The following is a 25184-nucleotide window of genomic DNA, read 5'->3' on the forward strand; positions in this document are numbered from 1 at the left end:
GGAGGTGTGAAATGACGCATGGTTTGGCGCCTGCGGCGTCGGGCGGGGACATCGTCGTCGACGCTCCGCCCGAGCTGCCGTCCCCGTCTTCGCCGGGCATGCTGCCGCGGTTGCTGCCGGTGGCGCTCTCGCTGGTGTGCATGGGCACCATGGCGGCGGTGTTCACCGCGGGGACCGGCGCGTCCCGCAATCCCGCGTTCCTGGCGCTGCCGGGGATGATGCTGGTTTCGACCGCGGTGACGGAGCTGACCGGCCGTGCTCGAAGGCGAGGCGGCGGGCTCGATGCCGACCGGGATCAATATCTCGGCTATCTCGGCACTCTCAGTCGGTCCGTGTCCGAAGTTGCTGTGGCACAGCGCCGATCATCGATCAGCCGGCACCCCGATCCCGACACGCTGTGGACCCTGATCGGCGGCCCCCGAATGTGGGAGCGGCGGCCAACCGACGCCGACTTCGGCCGCGTGCGCGTCGGCATGGGAAGCCAGCCATTCGCCCGCCGCCTGGTGACCCCGCAGCTTCCGTCGGAGGAGCTCCGCGATCCGGTCACTGACATGGCACTACGGCGCTTCCTGCGCGCGCATTCGACGATCCATGCCCCGGTCACGATCAGCCTGCGTGCGGGGACGCTCGTGACGATCGACGGTGATCCGGGTGAGGTACGCGGGTTACTACGTGCGATGCTCTGTCAACTCGCCGTGCTGCATGCGCCCGGCCAAATGCTGATCGCGGCCGCCGTCGACGACGAGAATCGGGGCCACTGGGATTGGCTCAAATGGCTTCCGCACAACCAACATCCGGTAGATGCAGACGAGGCGGGGCCGGTCCGGATGATCTACTCGAGCGCCGCGCAGGCCTGGCGTGCGCTCGCCGCAGTGCAAGGTTACGAACTCGTCGTGGTCACCGATCTCTCCGAGTGCGTCGATCCGATCGCCGGCGCAACCACCATCGGGGCGGCCACCGAGGCGGGCGCAGCGCTGAAATTTCGAACGCCCGCACTGACGGCACCGGGTTGGTGTCCCGACCAGATGACCCCCATCGACGCGCTGATATGCGCACGCCGGCTGGCCGGATACCACGCGCACACGGCACGTCCGGCAAGCGCTGACCCTAATTGGCCAGAGCTGACCGGGCTTTGCGCTCTGGACCGCTTCGACCCGGCCGCTTTGTGGCGTCGACAACGCCGCCGCGACCGACTCCGCGTGCCGATCGGAAGCACCATAGAGGGTGTTCCACTCGAGCTGGACATCAAAGAGCCGGCCGAGGACGGGATGGGCCCACATGGGCTGTGCATCGGCGCCACCGGGTCGGGCAAGTCGGAGCTGCTTCGCACCATCGCACTGGGCATGATGGCCCACAACTCGCCGGAAACGCTCAACCTGCTGCTCATCGACTTCAAGGGCGGCGCAACATTTCTCGACTATGCTCGCGCCCCACACGTAGCCGCGGTGATCACCAACCTGGCCGACGACGCACCGCTGGTGGCCCGGATGCGCGATGCCCTGGCCGGCGAGATGAACCGTCGCCAGCAGCTGCTGCGGACGGCGGGCTGCGTCAGCGTCGCGGCATACGAACGGGCGCGCGCGGGCAGGGCGTCGCCCCCGCTGCCCACGCTGTTCATCATCGTCGACGAGTTCTCCGAACTGCTCAGCCAGCATCCAGATTTCGCCGACATGTTCGTCGCGATCGGCCGGCTCGGCCGGTCGTTGGGCATGCACCTGCTGCTGGCCAGTCAGCGTCTCGATGAGGGACGGCTACGCGGACTGGAAGCCCATCTCTCGTACCGAATGTGTCTGAAAACGCTGTCCGCCAACGAATCCCAAACCGTGCTGGGTGGTCTTGACGCATATCGACTGCCGAGCACCCCTGGCGCCGGCTTCTTGCGCATCGGCGGCGGCGAACCGATTCGCTTCCAGGCGGCGCTGGTATCGGCGCCGCTGCCGACGAATACGCCGGCCCGAGCAGGCACTGTGGGGGCGGGTTCGGTCCGGGTGTTCGGCACCCGGATCGTGGGTGCGGTCAGCCGCGCCGCCGCGGAGAGCGAGAACCCCGCACGGACCATCTCGGGCACCGTCCTGGACCGGCTGTCCGGCCAGGGGCCACCCGCGCATCGGGTTTGGCTGCCCCCGCTCGGGCCGGCGCCGGCGCTGCACACCCTGCTGGCCGACGTCGCCTGCACGCCTGGGTGCCTCGCGGTCCCCATCGGCACTGTAGACCGGCCCCTCGATCAGTCCCGGGCGCCGCTGATGGTCGACGTATCCGGGGCCGCAGGCAATCTGGCGGTCATCGGCGCACCCCAATCGGGAAAGTCGACGGCGTTGGGCACGCTCATCACCGCCCTGGCGGCCACCCATGATCCTGGCCAGGTGCAGTTCTACTGCCTGGATTTCGGTGGCGGGGCGCTGTCGACGATGCGCACGCTGCCGCATGTGGGTGCGGTCGCCGGGCGAGCGGACCCGCGTCTCGTCGGCCGGATAGTCGCCGAATGCGAGTCGGTCTTTCGTCGCCGTGAAGCCCTCTTCCGAGAGCATGGCATCGCGTCGATCGTCCAATACCGTCAGCGGCGCGGGGACATCGATGCGCCCGATGATCCATTCGGTGACGTGTTCCTCGTCATCGACGGCTGGGCAAGCGCGCGTCAAGAATTCGGCACTCTGGAAGAGTCGATCAGCATGCTTGCGGTGCAAGGCCTTTCGTACGGCGTGCACGTAGCGTTGTCGGCGTCGCGGTGGGCCGAGGTGCGGCCCTCGCTGCGGGATCAAATCGGCACCCGCATCGAGCTACGGCTGGGGGATCCCGCGGACTCCGAAATCGACCGGAAGACCGCGCAGCATGTGCCCCGTAACAATCCGGGCCGGGGCCTTTCCCACGAAGGGCTGCACATGCTGATCGCCTTGCCCATCGCCGACGTGCCCGCCGGTGCGTCGGCCGCTCCGCCGATACGGCTGCTGCCGATGCACGTCGATCGCGAGACTGTGCTGCGCCGGTCGGGCGCCGGGTTGGGCACTCGGATACTGCTCGGCTTGGGGGAGCGCGAATTGCAGCCAACCGCAATCGATTTCGAACGCCATTGGCATCTTCTCGTCCTCGGTGACAACGAGTGCGGGAAGACCGCGACGCTGCGAGCCTTGTGCCGGGAGATCGTCCGCACGAAAACGCCCGCGCAAGCCCGGCTGTCGATCGTCGACTTCCGGCGCGCGCTGCTCGGAGTCGTCGAGTCGGAACATCTCGGCGGTTACGCCATGTCGCCCGCCGCCCTGGCCGTGTTGCTGCCCCACCTGCTCGAGTCTCTGCAGGCGCGGATGCCGCCGCCCGACGCAAGCCAGGCCCAGTTACGCAGTGGATCCTGGTGTTCCGGACCGGACCTCTACGTCGTCGTCGATGACTACGACCTTGTCGCGGGCACGGCGGGCAATGTGCTGGCGCCGATCGTCGAATTCTTGCCGTACGCGGCGGATCTGGGATTGCACCTGGTCCTCGCGCGCCGCAGCGGTGGTCTCGAGCGCGCGATGTTCGAGCCACTGTTGGCGAGTCTGCGCGACCTCGGTTGCGCGTCACTGATGATGAGCGGATGCCCGGCTGAGGGCGCACCGTTCGGTTCCGCCGCGGCGCTGCGATTGCCGCCGGGCCGCGGCATCTTGACCACTCGGACCGGTGAGGACGAACTTGTCCAGGTTGCCTGGAGCCCGCCGTGAGCGAACATCCCGCAATCGTCGAAGCCGGGCCCGGCACGATTCGGCGGTTATGTTGCGCCACAAGCGCCGTCGCAGACGACGAGATGGCTGACATCGTTCGGGCGGCGCTGGATGCGGTTGACGACCGGGTGGCGCTGGTAGGGGAGCGGCCGGTGGCCGTCGATGCACTGTGGGAAGCCGCGTTGCGTTCGGCAAGCCGCGGCCACTGCGACGGGACGATCGTCGTGCACCCGTCGTGGTGGTCGGCGGCGCGCGTGGGTGTGGTGAGCGCGGCCGCGGCGGCCGTGGCCGGTCAGACGCACACGCGATCGTCGCTGCTGATGCGGGCCGCCCGCGCCGCACCGGACGCGACGGTAGTGGTTGAAATCGCCGAGCGGCTGGTGGCGATCACCGCGGGTGAGGTCACGGCGATACCGCGCACGGCCGAGCCCCATTGCGTCGCCCGCGACGTAGCGGGCGTCGTTGCGCCGATGGCGCCCGAAGCCGTGCTGATCGATACGCCGAGCGGCGTCGCGGGTGCGGCGCCGCTGGCGCGGCTCATTGCCCACGCGGTACGCGGGGCCGGGCAGGACATCCCAGAAGTCCTTGAAATAACCGATATTCGGCTGGCCCGGGTCGCGCGGTCGGCCTACCCGGCAACCACCCAGCCGTCGGGAGCGGCGCCTGCCCGGGCCGGCCGAGCGCGCGGCCGGATGCTCAACGGGGTCGGGGCGGCCGCCATCGTGGTCGCCGCGGCGGCGCCGACAGCGGTGACGATGAGCCGACCCGGTGAGGTGGCGCGCAAGCCGGTGGAAACGGCGCCCACCACGTTTTTGGTCGAAGGCCGGGTGGCGCTGTCGGTGCCGGCGACGTGGTCGTCCCAGCGGGTGGTCGGCGGACCGGGCTCGGCCCGGATGCAGGTCACCTCTCCGGCGGATCCCGACCTGGCGCTGCACATCACCCAGTCGCCGGTGGCCGGTGAGACCCTGAGCGGCACGGCCGAGCGGTTGAAGCGCGCGATCGATGCCCAGGCCCCCGGGGTGTTCGTCGACTTCAACCCGTCCGGGACCAGCGCCGGCCGACCGGCGGTGACTTACCGCGAAGTGCGCCCGGGACATCACGTGCGCTGGACGGTCCTGCTGGACGGCCCGGTCCGGATCAGCATCGGTTGCCAGAGCCGGGCCGGCGACGAAGACGCCGTCCGCGACGCCTGCGAGCAGGCAGTGCGGTCCGCCCACGCGATCGGATGAAAATTCGGTGGAACCGAAGGACCCGCCCCGGGGGTCGTAGTTGGTATGACTGCATCGAACACACTGAGCACCGACTTCGACCTGATGCGGTCGGTGGCGGGTACCACCGACGCCCGCAACGAGGAAATCAGAGCGATGCTGCAGACATTCGTCGGCCGCATGAACGGCGTTCCGCCCTCGGCCTGGGGTGGGCTCGCGGCGGCGCGCTTCAAAGACGTGATGGACCGCTGGAACGCCGAGTCACTTCGGCTCTATCACGCCCTCAACACCATCGCCGACACCATCCGGCACAACGCGGCCACCCTGCAGGAGGCCGGCCAGAACCATGCACACCACATCGCCGCCGCCGGCGGAAACCTGTGACGAGAAAGGATCCCCGTGGACCCGGTGCTTTCCTATAACTTCGGCGAAATCGAACACTCGGTACGCCAGGAGATCCACTCCACGTCGGCACGCTTCAACGCCGCGCTGGACGAGCTGAGCTCGCAAATCGCACCATTGCGGCAGCTGTGGACCAGTGAGGCGGCCGCTGCCTACCAGGCGGAGCAGCTGAAATGGCACCAGTCGGCGACCGCGCTCAACGAGATACTGGCCGAGCTGGGAAATGCCGTGCGCGACGGCGCCGAAGAGGTGGCCAACGCCGACCGCCGGGCTGCCGGCCTCTGGGCGCGGTAGCGGCCGAACAGACCACCGCGCGGTCCTGGCCGCGCCGTGAGACTGTGTGGTCCTGGCGGGGGAGAGCCGCTGGGACCACACAGTCATTTTGACCTGCGGGGATGGCGGTCGGTAAGCTGCTCCGTTGGCGTGCGGAACGCCGGGGCCTCGGGTCAATGTCGGTCGCCGAGACCAAGCCCTCACCGCGAACGCCTGACCGGCCCCCGGGTCACACCGGGATCCACCCTCGAGAAGAAGAAGGTAAGCGCTGTGCCTACGTACACGCCAAAGGCGGGTGACACCACGAGGTCGTGGCACGTCATCGACGCCACGGACGTGGTGCTTGGCCGCCTTGCCGTCGCGGCAGCCACCCTGCTGCGCGGCAAGCACAAGCCGACGTTCACCCCCAATGTCGACGGCGGTGACTTCGTCATCGTCATCAACGCCGACAAGGTCGCCTTCAGCGGCCAGAAGCTGGACAAGAAGCTGGCTTACCGCCACTCGGGGTATCCCGGCGGTCTGAGCAGCCGAACCATCCGCGAGCTGATGGACAAGCACCCCGACCGCGTCGTGGAGGACGCGATCGTCGGCATGCTGCCCAAGAACAAGCTGGCCCGGCAGATCGCGCGCAAGCTGCACGTCTACGCCGGCCCCACGCACCCCCACGCCGCACAACAGCCCGTTCCGTACGAGATCAAGCAGGTGGCCCAGTGACCGAAACGACCGAGGCCTTGGAAAACCCTGAAAACCCTGAAAACCCGGAGAACCCGGACACCCCAGAAGTCGCAGAGACCGTCGAGGTCGTCGTCGAGGTGACCGAAGCCCCCGTCGAGGCCTCTGAGGCCGCGGAGGCCCCCGCGCCCGCCGAGTCCTTCGTGTTCGACCGGCCCATCCAGACCGTCGGCCGCCGCAAGGAGGCCGTGGTGCGGGTGCGCCTGGTGCCCGGCACCGGCAAGTTCAACTTGAACGGCCGCACCCTGGAGGGCTACTTCCCCAACAAGGTGCACCAGCAGCTGATCAAGGCCCCGCTGGTCACCGTCGACCGGGTGGACGCCTTCGACATCTACGCGCTGCTGCACGGCGGCGGCCCGTCGGGGCAGGCCGGCGCGCTGCGACTGGGCATCGCCCGGGCGCTGATCGTGGCCCAGCCCGAGGACCGGCCCCCGCTGAAGAAGGCCGGCTTCCTCACCCGTGACCCGCGTGCCATCGAGCGCAAGAAGTACGGCCTGAAGAAGGCCCGCAAGGCGCCTCAGTACAGCAAGCGCTGATCAGCCGTCGCTAACTGGCCACAACTTGGCATCGTCATGCACAAGTTGTGGCCGGTTGCGGCGTGTCTGCGCCCAGGCGCGGCCCGTTTCGTCCACAAAGGAACGGGCACGTTAGGTGCAAGCCCGACAACTGTGAGAGGTTTGATCGCATGGGTCGACTATTCGGCACCGACGGTGTCCGTGGGGTCGCCAATCGCGAGCTGACCGCCGAGCTGGCGCTGGCGCTGGGCTCCGCGGCGGCACGGCATCTGGCGAGCGCTCCGGCGCCGGGCCGACGGGTAGCCGTGATCGGCCGCGATCCGCGGGCCAGCGGCGAAATGCTGGAGGCTGCGGTGATCGCCGGGCTGACCAGTCAGGGTGTCGACGCGCTGCGCGTCGGGGTGCTGCCCACCCCCGCGGTGGCCTACCTGACCGGCGCCTACGACGCCGACTTCGGCGTGATGATCTCCGCGTCGCACAACCCGATGCCCGACAACGGCATCAAGATCTTCGGCCCCGGCGGCCACAAGCTCGACGACGGCACCGAGAATGACATTGAAGCGCTGCTCGCTGATGTCCCTGTCGATCCCGGGTCGCGCCCGGTCGGCGCCGGGATCGGCCGGGTCATCGACGCCGAGGATGCCGACGACCGCTACCTGCGCCACCTGAGCAAGGCCAGCACGCTGCGCCTCGACGGACTGACCGTGGTGGTGGACTGCGCGCATGGCGCGGCCTCCGCGGTGGCCCCGCGCGCCTACCGCGCCGCCGGCGCCCGGGTGATCGCGATCAACGCCGACCCCAACGGGCTCAACATCAACGACAACTGCGGCTCGACGCACCTGGATTCGTTGCGCGCGGCCGTCGTCGCGCACCGCGCCGACCTGGGCCTGGCCCACGACGGGGACGCCGACCGCTGCCTGGCCATCGACGCCAACGGCAACCTGGTCGACGGCGACCACATCATGGTGGTGCTCGCCCTGGCGATGCACGAGGCCGACGAGCTGGCGTCTAAGACGCTGGTCACCACCGTGATGAGCAACCTGGGTCTGCACCTGGCCATGCGCTCGGCCGGAATCACGGTGCGCACCACCGGCGTTGGCGACCGCTACGTCGTGGAGGAGCTGCGCGCCGGCGACTACAGCCTGGGCGGCGAGCAGTCCGGCCACATCGTGATGCCCGCCCTGGGCTCCACCGGCGACGGCATCGTCACCGGCCTGCGGCTGATGACCCGCATGGTGCAGACCGGCTCGTCGCTGGCCGAGCTGGCCTCGGCGATGCGGACGCTGCCGCAGGTGCTGATCAACGTCACCGTCGCCGACAAGGACATCGCCGCCGCCGCGCCCGCGGTGCAGACCGCCCTCGGGCAGGCCGAGGCGGAACTGGGCGACACCGGCCGAATCCTGTTGCGCCCCTCGGGAACCGAGCCGATGATCCGCGTCATGGTGGAAGCGCCCGAGAAGGATGTCGCTCAGCGCGTCGCCACCCGCGTCGCCGAAGCGGTCAGCGACGCCCTGTAGATCTCTCCGGAACCCCGCCGCGCCCGCGGGCGTCGGATAAGGCATGAAATCCGTTGGGGGAACACGCCCGGTAGCCATCGCCCGCACGCAGATCGACGTGCCGTCGGCGCAGCGGGTCGCTAACCAATTCGCCATGGCGGCCGAATTCGTCGACCGCGCGGTCAGCGACCACCTGTCCAGGCTGGCTTTCGGCGGGGCCGTCGCCGGGCGAGCGCACGCCGCACCCGGCGACGCGCTGCGCGCCGAGTTGGAGCGGCTGGTGGTGCAGGTGTCGCAGTGGTCGCGCGCGTCGGCCGAGATCGCCGCCGCGCTGCGGTCCAGCGCCGAGCGCTACGCCGACGCCGAACTGTATGCCGCTGCGCGGATCGCGTAGCCCATGGCCGACCGATTGGATGTGGCCGCGCGCCTCGCCGAGGGCCGGGCGGCCGTCGAGCACACCCAGACGTATGTGCAGGCGTGTCATGCGCTGGGCTACCAAAACCCCGATCTGACGACGTATCCCGCACAGGTTCGCGAATGGTATGCGGGGGAGGACGGCCTGGACCTGCGCGCGCTGGACCGCGATTGTGCGGAGCTGCGGGCGGCGGGCGTGGTGGCCGCCGAGGCGGTGCGGATGCAGCGCGCCCAGGTGGCCGAGCTGGCCGCGGCGTGGACGGGTCCGGGCGGGGACGCCGCAGTGCAGTTGTTGCAGCGGCACTGTGACACCGCGGACGCCGTCGCCACCGAACTGCGCGCGGCGGCCCAACGATGCGAGTCGCTGCGCGACAACCTCTGGTATCTGGTCGATTCGGAGGTCGCGACCGCCGTGGCCGTCGACGACCGTGTGCGCGTTCAGAGGCCGGCGTGGCTCATGGCCGCCGCTGCGGTCACTGCGGGCGACCGGGACGGCGCTTCCGACGTGGTGCGCGAGCAGGTAATTCCGTACGTGGACAACGACATTCGCAATGACTGGTTGGCGGCGATGCGGTCCGCGTCGGACGGGGTCGAGACGTCCTACGCGATGGTCATCGACAAGCTGGCCGCCGTCCCGACGGCGCGCTTCGAGTTTCCCGGCGATCTCGGGACCGGCGTCGCGGCGGTGCAGCTCGCCCCGCCGGTGGCCGCCGCGCCCGTCGCGGCGGCGGATCCCGCGCCGACGTTGACGGCGGCCGTACCCGGTTCGGCTGGTACCGAACCGGATTCGGTGGCTCCGGCGCCGCCGCCGGCCGCTGCCGCGCCTCCCGCGGACTGGGGATCGGCGCTCGGCGATGCGCTGGGCATGCCCGCGGACGATTTGGGTGGTGGACTCGGTGGGCTCGGCGGTGGCGATCTTGGTGGACTCGGCGGTGGCGGTGGGCTCGGCGGCGGCGGTGGGCTTCTCGGGCTGGCCGGCCGGATCGTCGATGCGGTGGGCGGGCTGATCGGATCGGCGGGTGACGGGCTGGACGGCGCGGACACCGGCGTGGGCTCCTTGAACGACGGCGAGGACGGCTTCGACGAAAAGCCGTTCCACGCAGACGATCCCGAGAACACGGTCGCCGATAAGACCGCCGATGATCCAGACGATCCCGCCGAAGCCGACCCGGCCCAACCCGTGGACGAACCTCAGCCCGAGCCCGACGATGCGATCCAACCGGTCGGGGCGCCACCGCCGGCTGACATACCAGCGCCGGCCGACACACCGCCAACGCAGGCGCCGCCCGCACCTCCGGCAGCTCCCGCCGCCGAACCGGCACCCGCTGCCAACCCGGAGAAAACGCCGTGCGAGATTGCCGCGGACCAGCTTCCGCAGGCGGGGCAGTGACCGCTCAGGCGGGCTTGAGCTTCAGGGCTTCCTCCACGAAGCGGATGGATTCGGCGCGGTCGGTCGACAGCGGGTTCAGCAGCAGCGTGGTCACACCGGCCTCGGCGAAGGCGGCCATGCGTTCGGCGACGTACCCGGGCGGGCCGATCAGCGACATGCCGCGCACCAACTCGTCGGGCACCGCATCGATGGCCTCGTGCTTGCGGCCGGACAGGTACAGCTCCTGGATGCGGTCGGCGACCTCGCCGAACCCGTAGCGCGTCGCCAGATTGTGGTAGAAATTGCGGCCTCTGGCGCCCATCCCGCCGAGGTAGAGGCCCAGCTGCGGCTTGACCCACGCGAGCCGCTCGTCGAGGTTCTCCCCGATGGCCAGCGACGCGTGGACCATCACATCCAGCGGCCCCAGCGCGGGATCACGCTTGGCGGCACCGGCCGCCAGCGCCTCGCCCCAGATCGAGTCGGCCTTGTCCGGAAGGTAGAAGACGGGCTGCCAGCCCTCGGCGATCTCGGCGGTGAGCTCCACGTTCTTGGGGCCCAGCGCGGCGATGCTGACCGGAATACGTTCGCGCACAGGGTGATTGATGAGCTGCAGCGACTTGCCCAACCCGGTTCCGCGATCCGCGGGCAGCGGCAATTGGTAGTGTTTACCGTCGTACTGCACGCGTTCGCGGCGCCACACCTTGCGGCAGATCTCCACGATCTCGCGGGTGCGGCCGATCGGGGCGTCGAACGGAACGCCGTGGAACCCCTCGATCACCTGTGGCCCCGAGGTGCCGATGCCCAGGCGGAATCGCCCGTCGGACACATAATCCAGCCCGGCGGCGGTCATCGCCAGCAGCGACGGCGTGCGGATGTAGATGGGCAGCACTCCGGACGCCAACTCGACGGTGTTCGTCTTGGCGGCCAGATAGCCCAGCTGGCTGATGGCGTCGAAGGCATACGCCTCGGCCACCACCACGACCTCGATGCCGGACTTCTCGAGTTCGACCACGCGGTCCACGGCCTCGTGAAAGCCACCCGAATAATTCAGAGCGATCCCGATTCGCATCCATGACACTTACCACGCCGGCGCGCGGGCAAGGAGCCTCAGCCCGCGGACGTGCCCGTCCAGTACTCGGCGAACCGTTGGCCGTCGGCGGCCAGGCGAAGGATGTCGTTGCCGGTGAACGAGACCGGGCCGTCCGGGCCGAGGCCCGTGCCCACCCAGCGCCCGGCGACCAGGTCGCCGTCGCGCAGCGGGCCGATCTCGATGGCAAAGCTCAAATCCGAGAACATGTTTCGGGTCTGCTCGATCATCTGCGCAAGCCCTTGGGGCCCGTGCACCTCCCGGCCGGGCCAGTGGCCCACGAAGTCGTCGGTGACGATCTCGGCCGCGATCGGCTGGCCATTCCACAGTTCGATGATCCAGCGGTCGTAGAGTGCGTTCACGGTCGCCATGAAAACCAAATACCCCTCCCTCACTTCAGCAGGGCGACGATCTTGTCTTCCAGCGGAATCGCCTCGGCCTCGGGGTCGATCGCGTCCGTGCCCGGCAGGTGCACCTCCGGGTCGGCGAAGTCGCGGTACTTCTTGTCGCCGCCCAGGGTGTAGAGCAGGTAGCCGGTCAGCAGCGCCCGCACCGACCGCTGGGTGCGCCGGTGCGGTCCGGCCAGACCCAGCACCTTGGTCAACCGCCGGCCCTCGACCAGCCCGCCGGATTCGGCCTTGCTGACGATGCGCAGCGTCGCCGCGTCCCACACGTCGGCGAGCGCCGACGCATTGGAGTTCAGGCTTTTCGGATCGCCCGGCGCGGTGAAGATCACCCCGGGAACCTTCAGCGTCGCGGCCGGCTGCTGGGCCGGCGGGCTGGTGACGCTGGGGAAGATCGCCGCAACCGCCGCGGGCTTGGCCGGCATCCCCGCCGCGGCGAACACCGCCGCCGAGCCGCCGAAGCCGTGACCGGCCACGCCGAGCTTGGCCGGATGCACGCTGATCTTGCCGGGGCCCAGGCGCACGCCCGACACGATGTCCAGGGCGGTGCCGAGGTCGAACGCGAGGTTCAGCACCGACGGGGCCACGCCGCGCTGGGTGTCGGGAGCGCCGGCGACGATGCCCCACGACGCCAGATGCTCGAGCAGGTTCGAATACCGGGCCGCGCCGGCGAGCCAGTCGTGGCCGAACGCCACGCCGGGCAGGTTCAGCCCCTCCTCGGGGGTGTACACCACGCCCGGTAGGCCGGCAAAGGCCAGGTCACCACGCAAAACCCGATGCGGACCACTGCGGCTGAGGGCTGCGACGAGCTTGCGGATGCGGGCCACGCGTTGACGTTAGCGCATCGCAATCGGGCCCCGGGGGAGAAGGAATGCCGGCCGGCTTGCCCGGCGCGTGCGCGGGACCTTTCTAGCCCCTGACCTCGATAACACCCATCCGCCACAGCGCCGCGTAGAGCTGGTGCAGCGGGATGGACAGCAACTGGGTGGTCATGTCCATCAAGGGGTTTCCGGACCCAGCCGATGCCTGCGGCCGGTCCTTGGGGGTCTGGGGCGCCGGCGCCAGGGGGGCGGGCACCACATCGTCGTAGCGAACTGCGGTCATGATTGCCTCCTCATGGCGCCCGGCGGGCGGTCCAGAAAGTTACGCATCTCAATACGACCCGTTGCACAATTCCCGGTTAACAACCACTGACGACTGAATTCATGGCTCGGCTAAAAGCGTGGTCCCAGGTAGCCAGAATAACTGGCCTCTGCCTAATAAAAGCCGGACTGCAAATCGTTGACCACGGATTTGTCGCTGACACGCTGCGTAATCGTGATCGGGCGGGCTTCAAGCAGCTCGTCCTTCCGCTGAGTCCGGTCCTTTCCAGTGTTTGCTGATATTTCGAACGTTAGGGCGATGTATCTCGCCGGTGTTGTTGCGACACGAAAACGTCGCAAATACATCAGGTGAAAAACATTTCCGCCGTTTATGACGATTGAGTGAATGCGCCAGGTCCAGGACGTCCACCTGGCGCCGTCCCCCGTCGTGGCGGGCCGGCGAGACGAGCCGGACGGAGAACTGGCGGTGGGCGTAGGTCACAGAGTGCCTTTCGCGCAGGTGGGCGGCCTAACCCCGACCGCGGAGTGCGGGGGTGGTGCTCCTCCTGCACTACCCTGTTCAGAATGTGCGGAATCGTCGGCTATGTCGGGCAGCAGCCCGCCTGTGAGGTCGTCATGGCCGCGCTGCGCCGGATGGAGTATCGGGGTTACGACTCGTCGGGCGTCGCCTTGGTCGACGGCGACGGCACCCTGACGGTCAGCCGTCGCGCCGGCCGGCTGGCCAACCTGGAAGAGGCGATCGCCGAGATGCCGGCGTCGTCGCTGACCGGAACCACCGGCCTGGGCCACACCCGGTGGGCCACCCACGGACGTCCCACCGACCGCAACGCCCACCCGCACCGCGACGCCGCCGGCAAGATCGGCGTGGTCCACAACGGCATCATCGAGAACTACGTCAACCTGCGCCACGAGCTGGAGGCCGAGGGCGTGGAGTTCGCCAGCGACACCGACACCGAGGTAGCGGTGCATCTGGTGTCGCAGGCGTACCGGCACGGCCCCACCGCAGGCGACTTCGCCGCGTCGGTGCTCGCGGTGCTGCGCCGCCTGGACGGCCACTTCACGTTGGTGTTCGCCAACGCCGACGATCCCGGCACCATCGTCGCCGCCCGCCGCTCCACCCCGCTGGTGATCGGCATCGGCGACGGCGAGATGTTCGTCGGCTCCGACGTGGCGGCGTTCATCCCGCACACCCGCAACGCCATCGAACTCGGCCAGGACCAGGCCGTGGTGATCACCGCGAACAGCTACCGGATCACCGACTTCGACGGCAACGAGGACCTGGGCCCAGGGGCATACCGCGAGTTCCATATCGATTGGGACCTGGCCGCCGCCGAAAAGGGCGGCTACGAGTACTTCATGCTCAAGGAGATCGCCGAGCAGCCCGCCGCCGTGGCCGACACCCTGCTGGGGCACTTCGTCGACGGCCGGATCGTCCTCGACGAACAGCGGCTGTCCGATCAGGAACTCCGCGAGATCGACAAGGTGTTCGTGGTGGCCTGCGGCACCGCGTATCACTCCGGCCTGCTGGCGAAGTACGCGATCGAGCACTGGACGCGGCTGCCGGTCGAGGTCGAGCTGGCCAGCGAATTCCGGTACCGCGACCCGGTTCTGGACCGCAGCACCCTGGTGGTCGCCATCTCGCAGTCCGGTGAGACCGCGGACACCCTCGAAGCGGTCCGGCACGCCAAGGAGCAGAAGGCCAAGGTCCTGGCGATCTGCAACACCAACGGCTCGCAGATTCCGCGCGAGTGCGACGCGGTGTTGTACACCCGCGCCGGCCCGGAGATCGGGGTGGCCTCGACCAAGACGTTCCTGGCGCAGATCACCGCCAACTATCTGGTGGGGCTGGCGCTGGCGCAGGCCCGCGGCACCAAGTACCCAGACGAGGTCTGGCGTGAATACCACGAGCTGGAAGCGATGCCGGACCTGGTCGCGCGGGTCATCGCGACGATCAAGCCGGTGGCCGCCCTGGCGTATCAATTCGCCCAGTCCCCGACGGTGCTGTTCCTGGGTCGCCACGTCGGGTACCCGGTGGCGCTGGAAGGTGCGCTGAAGCTCAAGGAATTGGCGTACATGCACGCCGAGGGGTTCGCCGCCGGCGAGCTCAAGCACGGCCCCATCGCGCTGATCGAGGACGATCTGCCGGTCATCGTCATCATGCCGTCGCCCAAGGGGTCGGCCGTGCTGCACGCCAAGTTGTTGTCCAACATCCGCGAGATCCAGGCCCGCGGCGCGATCACCATCGTCATCGCCGAGGAAGGCGACGACACCGTGCGGCCCTACGCCGACCACCTGATCGAAATTCCCTCTGTGTCAACACTTCTGCAGCCGCTGCTGTCGACGATCCCGCTTCAGGTGTTCGCGGCGTCGGTGGCGCAGGCCCGCGGCTACGACGTCGACAAGCCGCGAAACCTGGCCAAGTCCGTCACCGTCGAATAGGCGGCGAATAGCTTGCGCCGCTTCGCCCGGATACCCGGCGGACACGCGGCCGATCCATTACATTGCCCTGGGACAGCATTTGCGGCAGGTGGGTTGGGCTAAGTCCGTACGGGAGGAAGTATGCGATCGGCCGGCACGAAATACGGCGTCGTGGGTCTTATCGTCCTCATCCTCGCGGCATACGTGGTGGCGGTCGCGATGTACGCGCAAAGCGGTACCGGCCGGCGTCTGGATGCGGCCGCTCCGCCTGTCGACGGCGACAAGCCGTCGGCGACGATCAACGTCGAAGACATTCAGTCCAATTACAGCGTGCTCGCCGTCAATCTGGCGTTCAATCCCGGATCGGCGTTGCTGGACCCGATAACCCACCATCTCAAGGACGATCTCAGCCTGCGCGTGCGATCCGCGGCGATGCCCGCCCGGCACACGTGGACCAAGGGCATGCTCCCCGGCCTGATGGCGGTCCCGCTGACCATCGCCGGCGAGATCGAGCGCTGGCCGTTCGATCATTATCGCTCGGGGCCGATCGAGGTCGAGATCTTCTACGGGCCCGACACCGACCGGGCACCCGACCATGTGCCGGTCACCTTCGTGGATCATCTGTCGGGGTGGCGGTTATCCGCGACCAGATCCCAGGCGGACGGTCCTTACCGACTGAACGTGGGGCGCTCGCTCAGCACCGCGGCGTTCGCGATCGTCATCCTCGGCGTGCTCATCACGATCGCCAGTCTGGCTGTGGTGGTGGCGATTCAGACGGCGCGCGACCGGCGGCCGTTTCAGCCGCCGATGACCACTTGGTACGCGGCCATGCTGTTCGCGGTGGTGCCACTGCGAAACGCGCTACCCGGTTCGCCGCCATTCGGCAGCTGGGTCGATATCACCGTCGTCATCTGGGTGCTGGTCGCGCTGGCGGTCTCGATGATTCTCTACATCAGCTCCTGGTGGCGGCATTTGAAACCGGTGGCCGCCCCCGCGCCGGCGGAACCCGCCCCCGCGCCGGAACCCACCCCCGCGCCGGAACCCGCCCCCGCGCCGGAGCCCGCCCCCGCACCGGCGAAGTAGCCGATCGCCCGCGGCGTGTTTGCCGCCGAAGTTGTCCGGCGCCCCGCCCCGCGTGCGAAGGTTGATGTCGTGGCGGGTCCATCGGTTCGGAGTCGAGTGCGCAGCATGACGCTGGTCGTCTGGCATTTCGTCATCAGCGCCCCGCTGACCTACGGCTGGCTGTTGGTGCTGATGATCACGACGTTCATCCAGACCCATCTCACCGGCCGGGAGTTGCACTCGGTACTGCTGCACCGCTCCACCAACATTCACGAGTTGGGCAGGGACCCGCTCCACGTCCTGTTCTCCAGCCTGCTGTGGATCGACGGCAGGAATTTCGAGCCGTACCTTCTGCTGTTCACCCTGTTTCTCGCGCCGGCCGAACACTGGCTCGGCCAGCTGCGCTGGCTCAGTGTGGGATTGAGCTCACACATCCTCGCCACCTACATCAGCGAAGGCATCCTCTACTTCGCGATCGAGGAACACGACGCCTCGCAACGGCTGGTGCACGCCCGCGACATCGGGGTCAGCTATTTCCTCGTCGGCGTGATGGCCGTGCTGAGCTACCACATCGCCCGGCCGTGGCGCTGGGGATATCTCGGGGTGTTGTTCATCATCTTCGGTTTCCCGTTGATCACGATGGGCAGCGAATTGAACTTCACCGCGATCGGGCACTTCACCTCGATCCTGATCGGTTTGTGCTTCTACCCGATGACTCGCACGCGTTCCAATCGCAGCAGCCCGTTGAGTCCCGCGCGACTCAAGGTCATGGCGCGCCGCAACGTGCCGCCGGAGACCCCGACCTGATGCCGGCGCTCGGCCGGTACCGAAAGTCCATGGGCGCCAAGTCACTCCGAAGCGGTGCCGGTCGCCGTGGACGCCGGCGATCCGAGCGGGGCTGTCCGCCGCGACGCTGCCACGTAACCTGACTCTGATGCGGCATTACTACTCCGTAGACGCGATCCGCCAGGCCGAGGCGCCGCTGCTGGCCAGCCTGCCCGACGGTGCGCTGATGCGGCGCGCGGCCTACGGGCTGGCCACCGAGATCATCGGCGTGTTAGCCGCCCGCACCGGCGGGGTGGCCGGGCGACGTGTGTGCGCGGTCGTCGGCTCCGGGGACAACGGCGGTGACGCGCTGTGGGCGGCCACCTTCCTGCGCCGTCGCGGCGCGGCCGCCGATGCGATCCTGCTCAACCCGGAGCGCACCCACCGCAAGGGGCTGGCGGCGTTTCGGCAGGCCGGCGGTCGCGTCGTCGAAAGTGTTTCGCCGACAACCGATCTCGTCATCGACGGGGTTGTTGGCATCTCCGGCTCCGGGGCGCTGCGGCCCGCGGCGGCCGAGGTGTTCGCCGCTGTCGACGACGCGGGAATCCCGGTGATCGCCGTCGACATCCCCAGCGGCATCGACGCGGCGACCGGCACGACCACCGGCCCCGCGGTGCACGCCGTGCTGACCGTCACCTTCGGCGGGCTCAAACCCGTGCACGCGCTCGGCGAGTGCGGGCGGGTGAAGCTGATCGACATCGGGCTCGATCTGCCCGACACCGACATGCTGGGGTTCGAGGCCGCCGACGTGGCCGCCCGCTGGCCGGTGCCCGGGCCGCACGACGACAAGTACACCCAGGGCGTCACCGGCGTGATGGCCGGCTCGTCGACGTATCCGGGCGCCGCCGTGCTGTGCACCGGCGCCGCCGTCGCGGCGACCTCCGGCATGGTCCGCTACGCCGGCAGCGCGCACCGCGAGGTGCTCGCGGTCTGGCCCGAGGTGATCGCCTCGCCCACCCCCGCGTCGGCCGGACGCGTGCAGTCCTGGGTCGTCGGGCCGGGATTGGGCACCGACGACGTCGGGGCCGCGGCGCTGTGGTTTGCGCTGGAAACCGACCTGCCGGTGATCGTGGACGCCGACGGGCTGACCATCCTGGCGGCTCATCCCGAACTGGTGGCCAGCCGCACCGCGCCGACGGTGCTGACTCCGCACGCCGGTGAATTCGCCCGGCTGGCGGGTAACCCGCCCGGTGATGACCGGGTGGGTGCGTGCCGCAAGCTGGCGGACGCGTTCGGTGCCACGGTGCTGCTCAAGGGCAACGTCACGGTCATCGCCGACCCGGGCGGCCCGGTCTATCTCAATCCGGCGGGGCAGTCGTGGGCTTCCACCGCCGGTTCCGGTGACGTGTTGTCCGGCATGATCGGCGCGCTGCTGGCGTCGGGCCTGCCACCCGCTGAGGCGGCCGCCGCGGCGGCCTTCGTGCACGCGCGCGCGGCGGCACTATCGGCCGCCGACCCAGGACCCGGCGAGGCGCCCACCTCGTCATCGCGCATGGTGCCGCACATCCGGGCCGCCCTGGCCGCCCTGTAAGAGCCTTATAGAGAGGATTTCGTTGTGCCACAACACCCTTCGATGCGGGCGCACTCCATCGCCCCGGCCTACACCGGCCGCCTGTTCACCGCGCCGATACCCGCTTTGCGGCTGCCCGAGGAGTCGATGGATCCGGAGGCCGCCTACCGCTTCATCCACGACGAGCTGATGCTCGACGGCAGTTCGCGGCTGAACCTGGCCACCTTCGTCACCACCTGGATGGATCCCGAGGCCGGGCGGTTGATGGCCGAGACGTTCGACAAGAACATGATCGACAAGGACGAGTACCCGGCGACGGCGGCCATCGAGCAGCGCTGCGTGTGCATGGTGGCCGACCTGTTCCACGCCGACGGCCTGCGCGACGACGACCCGTCCAGCGCGTGCGGGGTGTCCACCATCGGATCCAGCGAGGCGGTGATGCTGGGCGGCCTGGCGATGAAATGGCGGTGGCGCGAGAAGGTCGGCAAAGACTGGAAGACGCGCACCCCGAACCTGGTGATGGGCTCCAACGTCCAGGTCGTCTGGGAGAAGTTCTGCCGCTACTTCGACGTCGAGCCGCGCTACCTGCCGATGGAGGAGGGGCGCTACGTCATCACCCCCGAGCAGGTCCTCGACGCCGTCGACGAGGACACCATCGGTGTGGTGGCGATCCTGGGCACCACCTACACCGGTGAGCTCGAACCCATCGCGGAGATCTGCGCGGCGCTGGACAAACTCGCCGCCGGCGGCGGGGTGGACGTCCCGGTACACGTCGATGCCGCCAGCGGTGGATTCGTGGTGCCGTTCCTGCACCCCGAGCTGAAGTGGGACTTCCGGCTGCCCCGGGTGGTCTCGATCAACGTCAGCGGCCACAAGTACGGGCTGACCTACCCGGGCGTCGGGTTCGTCGTGTGGCGCAGCAAGGAGTACCTGCCCGAGGACCTGGTATTCCACGTGAATTACCTCGGCGGCGACATGCCGACCTTCACGCTGAACTTCTCCCGGCCCGGCAACCAAGTGGTCGGCCAGTACTACAACTTCCTGCGGCTGGGCCGCGAGGGCTACACCCAGGTCATGCAGACGCTGTCGTCGACCGCGCGGTGGCTGGGTGAGCAACTGCGCGTCGGGGACCACTGCGAGCTCATTTCGGACGGTTCGGCGATCCCCGTCGTCAGCTTCCGGCTCGCCCGGAACTGCGGATACACCGAGTTCGACCTCTCCCACGAGCTGCGCGGCTACGGCTGGCAGGTGCCCGCCTACACCATGCCCGACAACGCCACGGACATCTCCGTGCTGCGCGTCGTGGTGCGGGAGGGCCTGTCCGCCGACCTGGCCCGCGCGCTGCACGACGACGCCCGCAGCGCGCTGGCCTCGTTGGACAAGCTCAAGCCGGGCGGGCATTACAGCGCCGAGCACTTCGCGCACTGAGTCCGTTTCGCGGGCTTCGTCACATCGGGTTCTCGCTGAGAGATGGGCAATTGCCTGTCCACCCGCGCCCGGGGCGCATGTGGCGGCTGTGACCATTGCGGCGGCGCGGCCCCGGCGGTGTGCGGTCCGCCCGCCGTCGGCGAACGGTGTGTCCGACCGGTTCTGGGACAATGGCTGCTGCGAACTGACAGACAGATGAGTGGAGCGCGACTTCCTTGGCCGTTACGCCGATATCCCTGACACCGGGCGTCCTCGCCGAGGCCCTGGTCGACCTGGGCGCGATTGAGCACAACGTGCGGCTGCTGTGCGAGCAGGCCGGCGGCGCGCAGGTGATGGCCGTGGTCAAGGCCGACGGCTATGGCCACGGGGCTCCCCAGACGGCGCGCGCCGCGCTGGCCGCGGGGGCCACCGAGCTGGGCGTAGCCACCGTCGCCGAGGGCCTGGCGCTGCGCGCGGCCGGAATCGCCGCACCGGTGCTGGCCTGGCTGCACCCGCCCGGCTTCGACTTCGGCCCCGCGCTGCTGGCCGACCTCCAGATCGCCGTGTCGTCGGAGCGCCAGCTCGACGAGCTGCTGGACGCGGCCCGCCGCACCGGCCGGACCGCGACGGTGACCGTCAAGGTCGACACCGGGCTGAACCGCAACGGGGTACCGCCGGGGCGGTACCCCGCGATGCTCACCGCGCTGCGCAAGGCCGTCGCCGAGGAGGCCATCGCGCTGCGGGGCCTGATGTCGCACATGGTGTACGCCGACCAACCCGCCAATCCCGTGAATAACCTTCAGGCCCAACGATTCAGCGACATGCTGGCCCAGGCGCGCGATCATGGTGTGCGGTTCGCCGTGGCGCACCTGTCGAACTCGTCCGCCACCATGTCCCGCCCCGACCTGGCGTTCGACATGGTGCGCCCCGGCATCGCGATCTACGGGCTGAGCCCGGTCCCCGAGCTCGGCGGCATGGGTCTGGTCCCGGCGATGACGGTGAAATGCACTGTGGCCCTGGTGAAGTCGATTCGCGCGGGGGAGAGCGTGTCCTACGGCCACACCTGGACCGCGCAGCATGACACCAACCTCGCGCTGATCCCGGTCGGCTACGCCGACGGCGTCTTCCGGTCGCTGGGCGGCCGGCTGGAGGTGTTGATCAACGGCAAGCGGCGACCGGGCGTCGGGCGGATCTGCATGGACCAGTTCGTCGTCGACCTCGGCCCGGGCCGCACCGACGTGGCCGAGGGCGACGAGGCGATCCTGTTCGGGCCGGGCACCAATGGCGAGCCCACCGCGCAGGACTGGGCCGATCTGCTCGGCACCATCCACTACGAAGTGGTGACCAGCCCCCGCGGGCGGATCACCAGGACCTACCGCGAGGCGCAATCCGTTGAGTCGTGAGGAATCCCGCAGGCGCCGCAGGGGCAGGGCCTGGCTTGCGGGAGGCGCGGGGGTGACCGCCGTCGCCACCATCATCGGAGCCTCGGCCCGCCGGTCGATGACCCAGCGCGCCACAGTCGAAGACCCCTACGCCGATGAGGATTTCAATCGGCTCGAGGACGACGCCAGCGTGATGGTGACCACCCCCGACGGGATACCGCTGGCGGTCCGCGCGGCCGGCCCGGCCGATGCGCCGCTGACCCTGGTGTTCGTCCACGGATTCTGCCTACAGATGGGCGCCTTTCATTTTCAGCGCACGCGGCTGCCCGATCAGTTGGGCCCCGACGTGCGGATGGTCTTCTACGACCAGCGCGGGCACGGCAGGTCCGGCGAGGCCGACCCCGAGACCTACACGCTGACCCAGCTCGGTCGGGACCTGCAGACCGTGCTGAACGTGGTGGCCCCGCGCGGATTGATCCTGCTGGTGGGCCATTCGATGGGCGGCATGACGGTGTTGTCCCATGCCCGCCAGTTCCCCGAGCAGTACGGGCGCCGGATCGTGGGCGCCGCGCTGATTTCGTCAGCGGCCGAAGGCGTTTCGAGGTCACCGCTGGGTGAGATCCTGAAAAACCCTGCGCTGGAAGCGGTCCGGGTCGCCGCCCGATCCGCGCCGAAACTGATGCACCGCGGCCGCAACGTGTCCCGCTCGTTGATCGGCCCGGTGCTGCGGGCCGCCTCCTACAGTGACCTGCAGGTCAGCCGCAGCCTGGACGCGTTCTCCCAGCGGATGATGAACAGCACCCCGATCCCCACCATGGTGGGCTTCCTCGACGCGCTGGAAAAGCATGACGAAACCGCCGGGCTGTGGACGCTGCTGCGCGTCCCGACCCTGATCGCCTGCGGCGACCACGACCTGCTCACCCCGGACGAGTATTCACGAAAGATGGCCGCCAGCCTGCCGCAGTCCGAGCTGGTCATCGTCGCCGGGGCCAGCCACCTGGCGCTGCTGGACAAGCCCGATGCCATCAACGGCGGACTGGTCCGACTGGTCAAGCGGGCCACCCCGACCAAGGCCGCGCTGCGGATACGACGGATGCGAGAAAGGCTGCGGCGCCGTGGCCCAGTTTGATGGCGGCGACCCGCCGCGCCCGGCTGCGCCGCGCTTGCGATCGCCGCAGGCAGGCGGCACCGCGACGCTGGAGCGCGTTGAAGACACCATGGCGCTGGGGTCGCGGCTGGGGCAACACCTGCGGGCGGGCGACGTGGTGGTGCTCTCCGGCCCGCTCGGTGCCGGAAAGACCGTGCTGGCCAAGGGAATTGCTGCGGCAATGGATGTCGACGGGCCGGTCACCTCACCGTCCTACGTGTTGGCGCGGGTGCATCCGCCGCGACGCCCCGGCGCCCCGACGATGATTCACGTGGACATGTACCGGCTGCTCGACCACACGGACAACCAGGGCGCCGACCTACTCGGTGAACTCGATTCACTGGACTTGGACAGCGATCTCGACGACGCTGTGGTCGTGGTGGAATGGGGCGAGGGCCTGGTCGAGCGGCTCGCCGAGCGTCATCTGGACATCCGGCTGGAGCGCGTCACCGGATCCGACGTCCGGATCGCGACGTGGCAATGGGCCGACAACGCCGACACCGAGGGCCATTCATGAGCCGCATGAGCATCGTCCTTGCCCTGGACACCTCCACCCCGGCGGTGACGGCCGGCCTGGTGCGCCGTGACGACCTGTGCGTGCTGGCCGAGCGGGTCACCGTCGACCGGCGGGCCCACGCCGAACGGCTCACCCCGAATGTCGTTGCGGCCCTTGCCGACGCTGAGCTGACGATGGCCGACCTGGAGGCCGTCGTGGTGGGCTGCGGCCCGGGTCCGTTCACCGGTCTGCGGGCCGGGATGGCCACCGCCGCCGCCTACGGGCATGCGCTGGGCATCCCGGTGCGCGGCGTGTGCAGCCTGGACGCCATCGGCGTGCGAACCACCGGGGACGCCCTGGTGGTCACCGACGCCCGCCGCCGCGAGGTCTACTGGGCCCGCTACCGCGACGGTGTGCGCACGCACGGCCCGGCGGTCAGCGCCCCGGCCGACGTTGACCCGGGTACCGCCGCGGCCGTCGCCGGCTCACCCGAACACGCCGGCCTGTTCGGCCTGCCGGTGTGCGAGCCCAGCTGCCCGACGCCGGCCGGATTGGTTGCGGCGGTGGCCGATTGGTCCGCCGACCCCGAACCGCTGGTGGCCTTGTATCTGCGTCGGCCCGATGCCAAACCGTTGGCGGCACGCCCATGACCGCCCACAGCGAGGCCGTCTCCGTCGGCGGCCTGAACCGGGCCGACGCGCAGCGCTGCGCCGAGCTGGAGGCGCAGCTCTTCGACGGCGACGACCCCTGGCCCGCGGCGGCTTTCCACCGCGAATTGGCCAGCGCGCACAACCATTACGTGGGCGCACGGGTCGGCGAGACGCTGGTCGGCTACGCAGGTATCTCGCGGCTGGGCCGCAGACCGCCCTACGAGTACGAGGTGCACACCATCGGCGTGGATCCCGCATACCAGGGCCGGGGCATCGGCCGTCGGCTGCTCGACGAGCTGCTGACCTTCGCCGACGGCGGTGCGGTGTACCTGGAGGTCCGCACCGACAACGAGGCGGCCATCGGGCTGTATACCAGCGTCGGCTTCGAGCAGGTCGGCCTGCGCCGCCGCTATTACCGGGTCAGCGGTGCCGACGCGTACACGATGCGGCGGGAGGCCCTGTGAGAACCATCCTCGCGATCGAAACCTCCTGCGACGAAACGGGAGTCGGCATCGCACGACTGGACGCCGACGGCACCGTGACGCTGCTGGCCGACGAGGTGGCGTCCAGCGTCGACGAACACGTGCGGTTCGGCGGCGTGGTACCCGAGATCGCCTCCCGCGCCCACCTGGAGGCGTTAGGCCCCGCCATGCGCCGCGCGCTGTCGACCGCCGGCCTGGACAGGCCCGACGTCGTCGCGGCCACCATCGGGCCCGGGCTGGCCGGCGCCCTGCTGGTGGGAATCGCTGCGGCCAAAGCCTATTCGGCCGCCTGGGACGTGCCCTTCTACGCGGTGAACCACCTGGGCGGGCACCTTGCCGCCGACGTCTACGAGCACGGGCCGCTGCCCGAGTGCGTGGCGCTGCTGGTCTCCGGCGGCCACACCCACCTGTTGCACGTGCGCTCGCTCGGCGAGCCAATTATCGAGCTGGGCAGCACCGTCGACGACGCCGCCGGCGAGGCCTACGACAAGGTGGCGCGGCTGCTGGGCCTGGGCTACCCGGGCGGCAGGGTGCTCGATGAGCTGGCCCGCACCGGAGACCCCGACGCCATCGCCTTCCCGCGCGGCATGACCGGGCCGCGAGACGACCCGTACGCGTTCAGCTTCTCCGGGCTCAAGACGGCCGTCGCGCGCTATCTGGAAAGCCACCCGGACGCGGTGAACGCCGACATCGCGGCCGGGTTCCAGGAGGCCGTCGCCGACGTATTGACTCACAAGGCGGTGCGCGCCGCCACCGCGCTCGGCGTGCAGACCCTGCTGATCGCCGGGGGAGTGGCCGCGAATTCGCGGTTGCGCGAGCTGGCGGAGCAGCGCTGCGCGACGGCCGGGCTGACGCTGCGGATCCCCAGGCCGCGGCTGTGCACCGACAACGGGGCGATGATCGCGTCCTTCGCCGCGCACCTGGTGGCCGCCGGGGCGCCGCCCTCGCCGCTGGACGCGCCCAGCGACCCGGGCCTGCCGGTGGTAAAGGCCCAGGTGAGCTGACGTTCGCTGAGCGCGGACACGCCAACCCGGAAGAAGCAGCAGGGTGCCCTTGAGTGCTAGCACTCGCATGTATAGAGTGCTAGGTGGCAATCGGCCAAGCCCTGTG

General features: G+C 69.3%; 24 protein-coding genes. 20 read left to right on the top strand and 4 right to left on the bottom strand.

Annotated features, from left to right (window positions below; all coding sequences use genetic code 11):
• Window positions 1-11: 11 nt before the first annotated feature.
• From eccCb to A5760_RS19315, 9 genes are all read left to right on the top strand, one after another.
• The gene (gene eccCb, locus A5760_RS19275; RefSeq protein ID WP_064883676.1) at window positions 12-3692 is read left to right on the top strand and encodes a type VII secretion protein EccCb; all 3681 of its coding nucleotides are present in this window, start codon (window positions 12-14) and stop codon (window positions 3690-3692) included.
• A complete protein-coding gene (locus A5760_RS19280; protein ID WP_064883678.1) occupies window positions 3689-4921 on the top strand; it encodes a type VII secretion-associated protein in 1233 nt (410 codons plus the stop codon). The genes eccCb and A5760_RS19280 overlap by 4 nt, the downstream gene beginning before the upstream one ends.
• 45 nt (window positions 4922-4966) lie before the next feature.
• Entirely contained in the window at window positions 4967-5284 is a 318-nt protein-coding gene (locus tag A5760_RS19285) for a WXG100 family type VII secretion target (RefSeq protein ID WP_064883680.1), read from the top strand.
• Window positions 5285-5293: 9 nt separating this feature from the next.
• Entirely contained in the window at window positions 5294-5596 is a 303-nt protein-coding gene (locus A5760_RS19290; RefSeq protein ID WP_155764379.1) for a WXG100 family type VII secretion target, read from the top strand.
• 249 nt (window positions 5597-5845) lie between these two features.
• Window positions 5846-6289 (top strand): 50S ribosomal protein L13, encoded by a 444-nt coding sequence (rplM, locus tag A5760_RS19295; RefSeq protein WP_007773455.1) that lies wholly within the window; start codon window positions 5846-5848, stop codon window positions 6287-6289.
• 98 nt (window positions 6290-6387) lie between these two features.
• Window positions 6388-6843, top strand: a complete 456-nt coding sequence (rpsI, locus tag A5760_RS19300) for a 30S ribosomal protein S9 (protein WP_196772140.1) — start codon at window positions 6388-6390, stop codon at window positions 6841-6843.
• 149 nt (window positions 6844-6992) lie between these two features.
• Window positions 6993-8339 (top strand): phosphoglucosamine mutase, encoded by a 1347-nt coding sequence (glmM, locus tag A5760_RS19305; RefSeq protein WP_064883687.1) that lies wholly within the window; start codon window positions 6993-6995, stop codon window positions 8337-8339.
• Between the two features lie 43 nt (window positions 8340-8382).
• Window positions 8383-8712 (top strand): hypothetical protein, encoded by a 330-nt coding sequence (locus A5760_RS19310; RefSeq protein ID WP_064883689.1) that lies wholly within the window; start codon window positions 8383-8385, stop codon window positions 8710-8712.
• 3 nt (window positions 8713-8715) lie between these two features.
• Window positions 8716-10122, top strand: coding sequence for a hypothetical protein (locus A5760_RS19315; RefSeq protein ID WP_064883691.1), 1407 nt, complete (start codon window positions 8716-8718; stop codon window positions 10120-10122).
• Window positions 10123-10126: 4 nt separating this feature from the next.
• Here A5760_RS19315 and A5760_RS19320 read toward each other — a convergent pair whose 3' ends face one another.
• The 4 genes from A5760_RS19320 to A5760_RS19335 all read right to left on the bottom strand — a co-directional run bounded on the left by A5760_RS19320 (window position 10127) and on the right by A5760_RS19335 (window position 12696).
• A complete protein-coding gene (locus tag A5760_RS19320) occupies window positions 10127-11170 on the bottom strand; it encodes an LLM class F420-dependent oxidoreductase (RefSeq protein WP_064883693.1) in 1044 nt (347 codons plus the stop codon).
• A 38-nt stretch (window positions 11171-11208) separates the two neighbouring features.
• Entirely contained in the window at window positions 11209-11559 is a 351-nt protein-coding gene (locus A5760_RS19325) for an ester cyclase (RefSeq protein WP_064883695.1), read from the bottom strand.
• Window positions 11560-11579: 20 nt separating this feature from the next.
• Window positions 11580-12419 carry a dienelactone hydrolase family protein gene (locus A5760_RS19330; protein WP_064883697.1) on the bottom strand — a complete coding sequence of 280 codons (840 nt, stop codon included), beginning with the start codon at window positions 12417-12419 and terminating at the stop codon, window positions 11580-11582.
• Between the two features lie 82 nt (window positions 12420-12501).
• Window positions 12502-12696 (bottom strand): Rv1535 family protein, encoded by a 195-nt coding sequence (locus A5760_RS19335; RefSeq protein ID WP_064883699.1) that lies wholly within the window; start codon window positions 12694-12696, stop codon window positions 12502-12504.
• 563 nt (window positions 12697-13259) lie between these two features.
• Between A5760_RS19335 and glmS the strand changes: the two genes are divergently transcribed.
• The 11 genes from glmS to tsaD all read left to right on the top strand — a co-directional run bounded on the left by glmS (window position 13260) and on the right by tsaD (window position 25078).
• Window positions 13260-15134 carry a glutamine--fructose-6-phosphate transaminase (isomerizing) gene (glmS, locus tag A5760_RS19340; RefSeq protein ID WP_064883701.1) on the top strand — a complete coding sequence of 625 codons (1875 nt, stop codon included), beginning with the start codon at window positions 13260-13262 and terminating at the stop codon, window positions 15132-15134.
• A gap of 120 nt (window positions 15135-15254) precedes the next feature.
• Window positions 15255-16196 (top strand): DUF4436 domain-containing protein, encoded by a 942-nt coding sequence (locus A5760_RS19345; RefSeq protein WP_064883703.1) that lies wholly within the window; start codon window positions 15255-15257, stop codon window positions 16194-16196.
• A 105-nt stretch (window positions 16197-16301) separates the two neighbouring features.
• A complete protein-coding gene (locus tag A5760_RS19350) occupies window positions 16302-16982 on the top strand; it encodes a rhomboid-like protein (protein ID WP_064883802.1) in 681 nt (226 codons plus the stop codon).
• Between the two features lie 127 nt (window positions 16983-17109).
• On the top strand, window positions 17110-18531 hold the full coding sequence (locus A5760_RS19355; RefSeq protein ID WP_064883705.1) for an NAD(P)H-hydrate dehydratase: 1422 nt from the start codon (window positions 17110-17112) through the stop codon (window positions 18529-18531).
• A gap of 42 nt (window positions 18532-18573) precedes the next feature.
• A complete protein-coding gene (locus A5760_RS19360) occupies window positions 18574-19938 on the top strand; it encodes a glutamate decarboxylase (RefSeq protein WP_155764384.1) in 1365 nt (454 codons plus the stop codon).
• A gap of 215 nt (window positions 19939-20153) precedes the next feature.
• On the top strand, window positions 20154-21320 hold the full coding sequence (gene alr, locus A5760_RS19365; protein ID WP_064883710.1) for an alanine racemase: 1167 nt from the start codon (window positions 20154-20156) through the stop codon (window positions 21318-21320).
• A 52-nt stretch (window positions 21321-21372) separates the two neighbouring features.
• On the top strand, window positions 21373-22428 hold the full coding sequence (locus tag A5760_RS19370) for an alpha/beta fold hydrolase (protein ID WP_196772136.1): 1056 nt from the start codon (window positions 21373-21375) through the stop codon (window positions 22426-22428).
• Between the two features lie 34 nt (window positions 22429-22462).
• A complete protein-coding gene (gene tsaE, locus A5760_RS19375) occupies window positions 22463-22963 on the top strand; it encodes a tRNA (adenosine(37)-N6)-threonylcarbamoyltransferase complex ATPase subunit type 1 TsaE (protein ID WP_155764385.1) in 501 nt (166 codons plus the stop codon).
• A complete protein-coding gene (tsaB, locus tag A5760_RS19380) occupies window positions 22960-23592 on the top strand; it encodes a tRNA (adenosine(37)-N6)-threonylcarbamoyltransferase complex dimerization subunit type 1 TsaB (protein WP_155764380.1) in 633 nt (210 codons plus the stop codon). Before tsaE ends, tsaB begins: the two co-directional genes overlap by 4 nt.
• Window positions 23589-24056 (top strand): ribosomal protein S18-alanine N-acetyltransferase, encoded by a 468-nt coding sequence (rimI, locus tag A5760_RS19385; protein ID WP_064883716.1) that lies wholly within the window; start codon window positions 23589-23591, stop codon window positions 24054-24056. Before tsaB ends, rimI begins: the two co-directional genes overlap by 4 nt.
• Window positions 24053-25078 carry a tRNA (adenosine(37)-N6)-threonylcarbamoyltransferase complex transferase subunit TsaD gene (gene tsaD / locus A5760_RS19390; RefSeq protein WP_064883718.1) on the top strand — a complete coding sequence of 342 codons (1026 nt, stop codon included), beginning with the start codon at window positions 24053-24055 and terminating at the stop codon, window positions 25076-25078. Before rimI ends, tsaD begins: the two co-directional genes overlap by 4 nt.
• The last annotated feature ends 106 nt before the right edge of the window (window positions 25079-25184 follow it).

This window comes from Mycobacterium colombiense (assembly GCF_001665835.1).
Lineage (GTDB): Bacteria > Actinomycetota > Actinomycetes > Mycobacteriales > Mycobacteriaceae > Mycobacterium > Mycobacterium colombiense_A.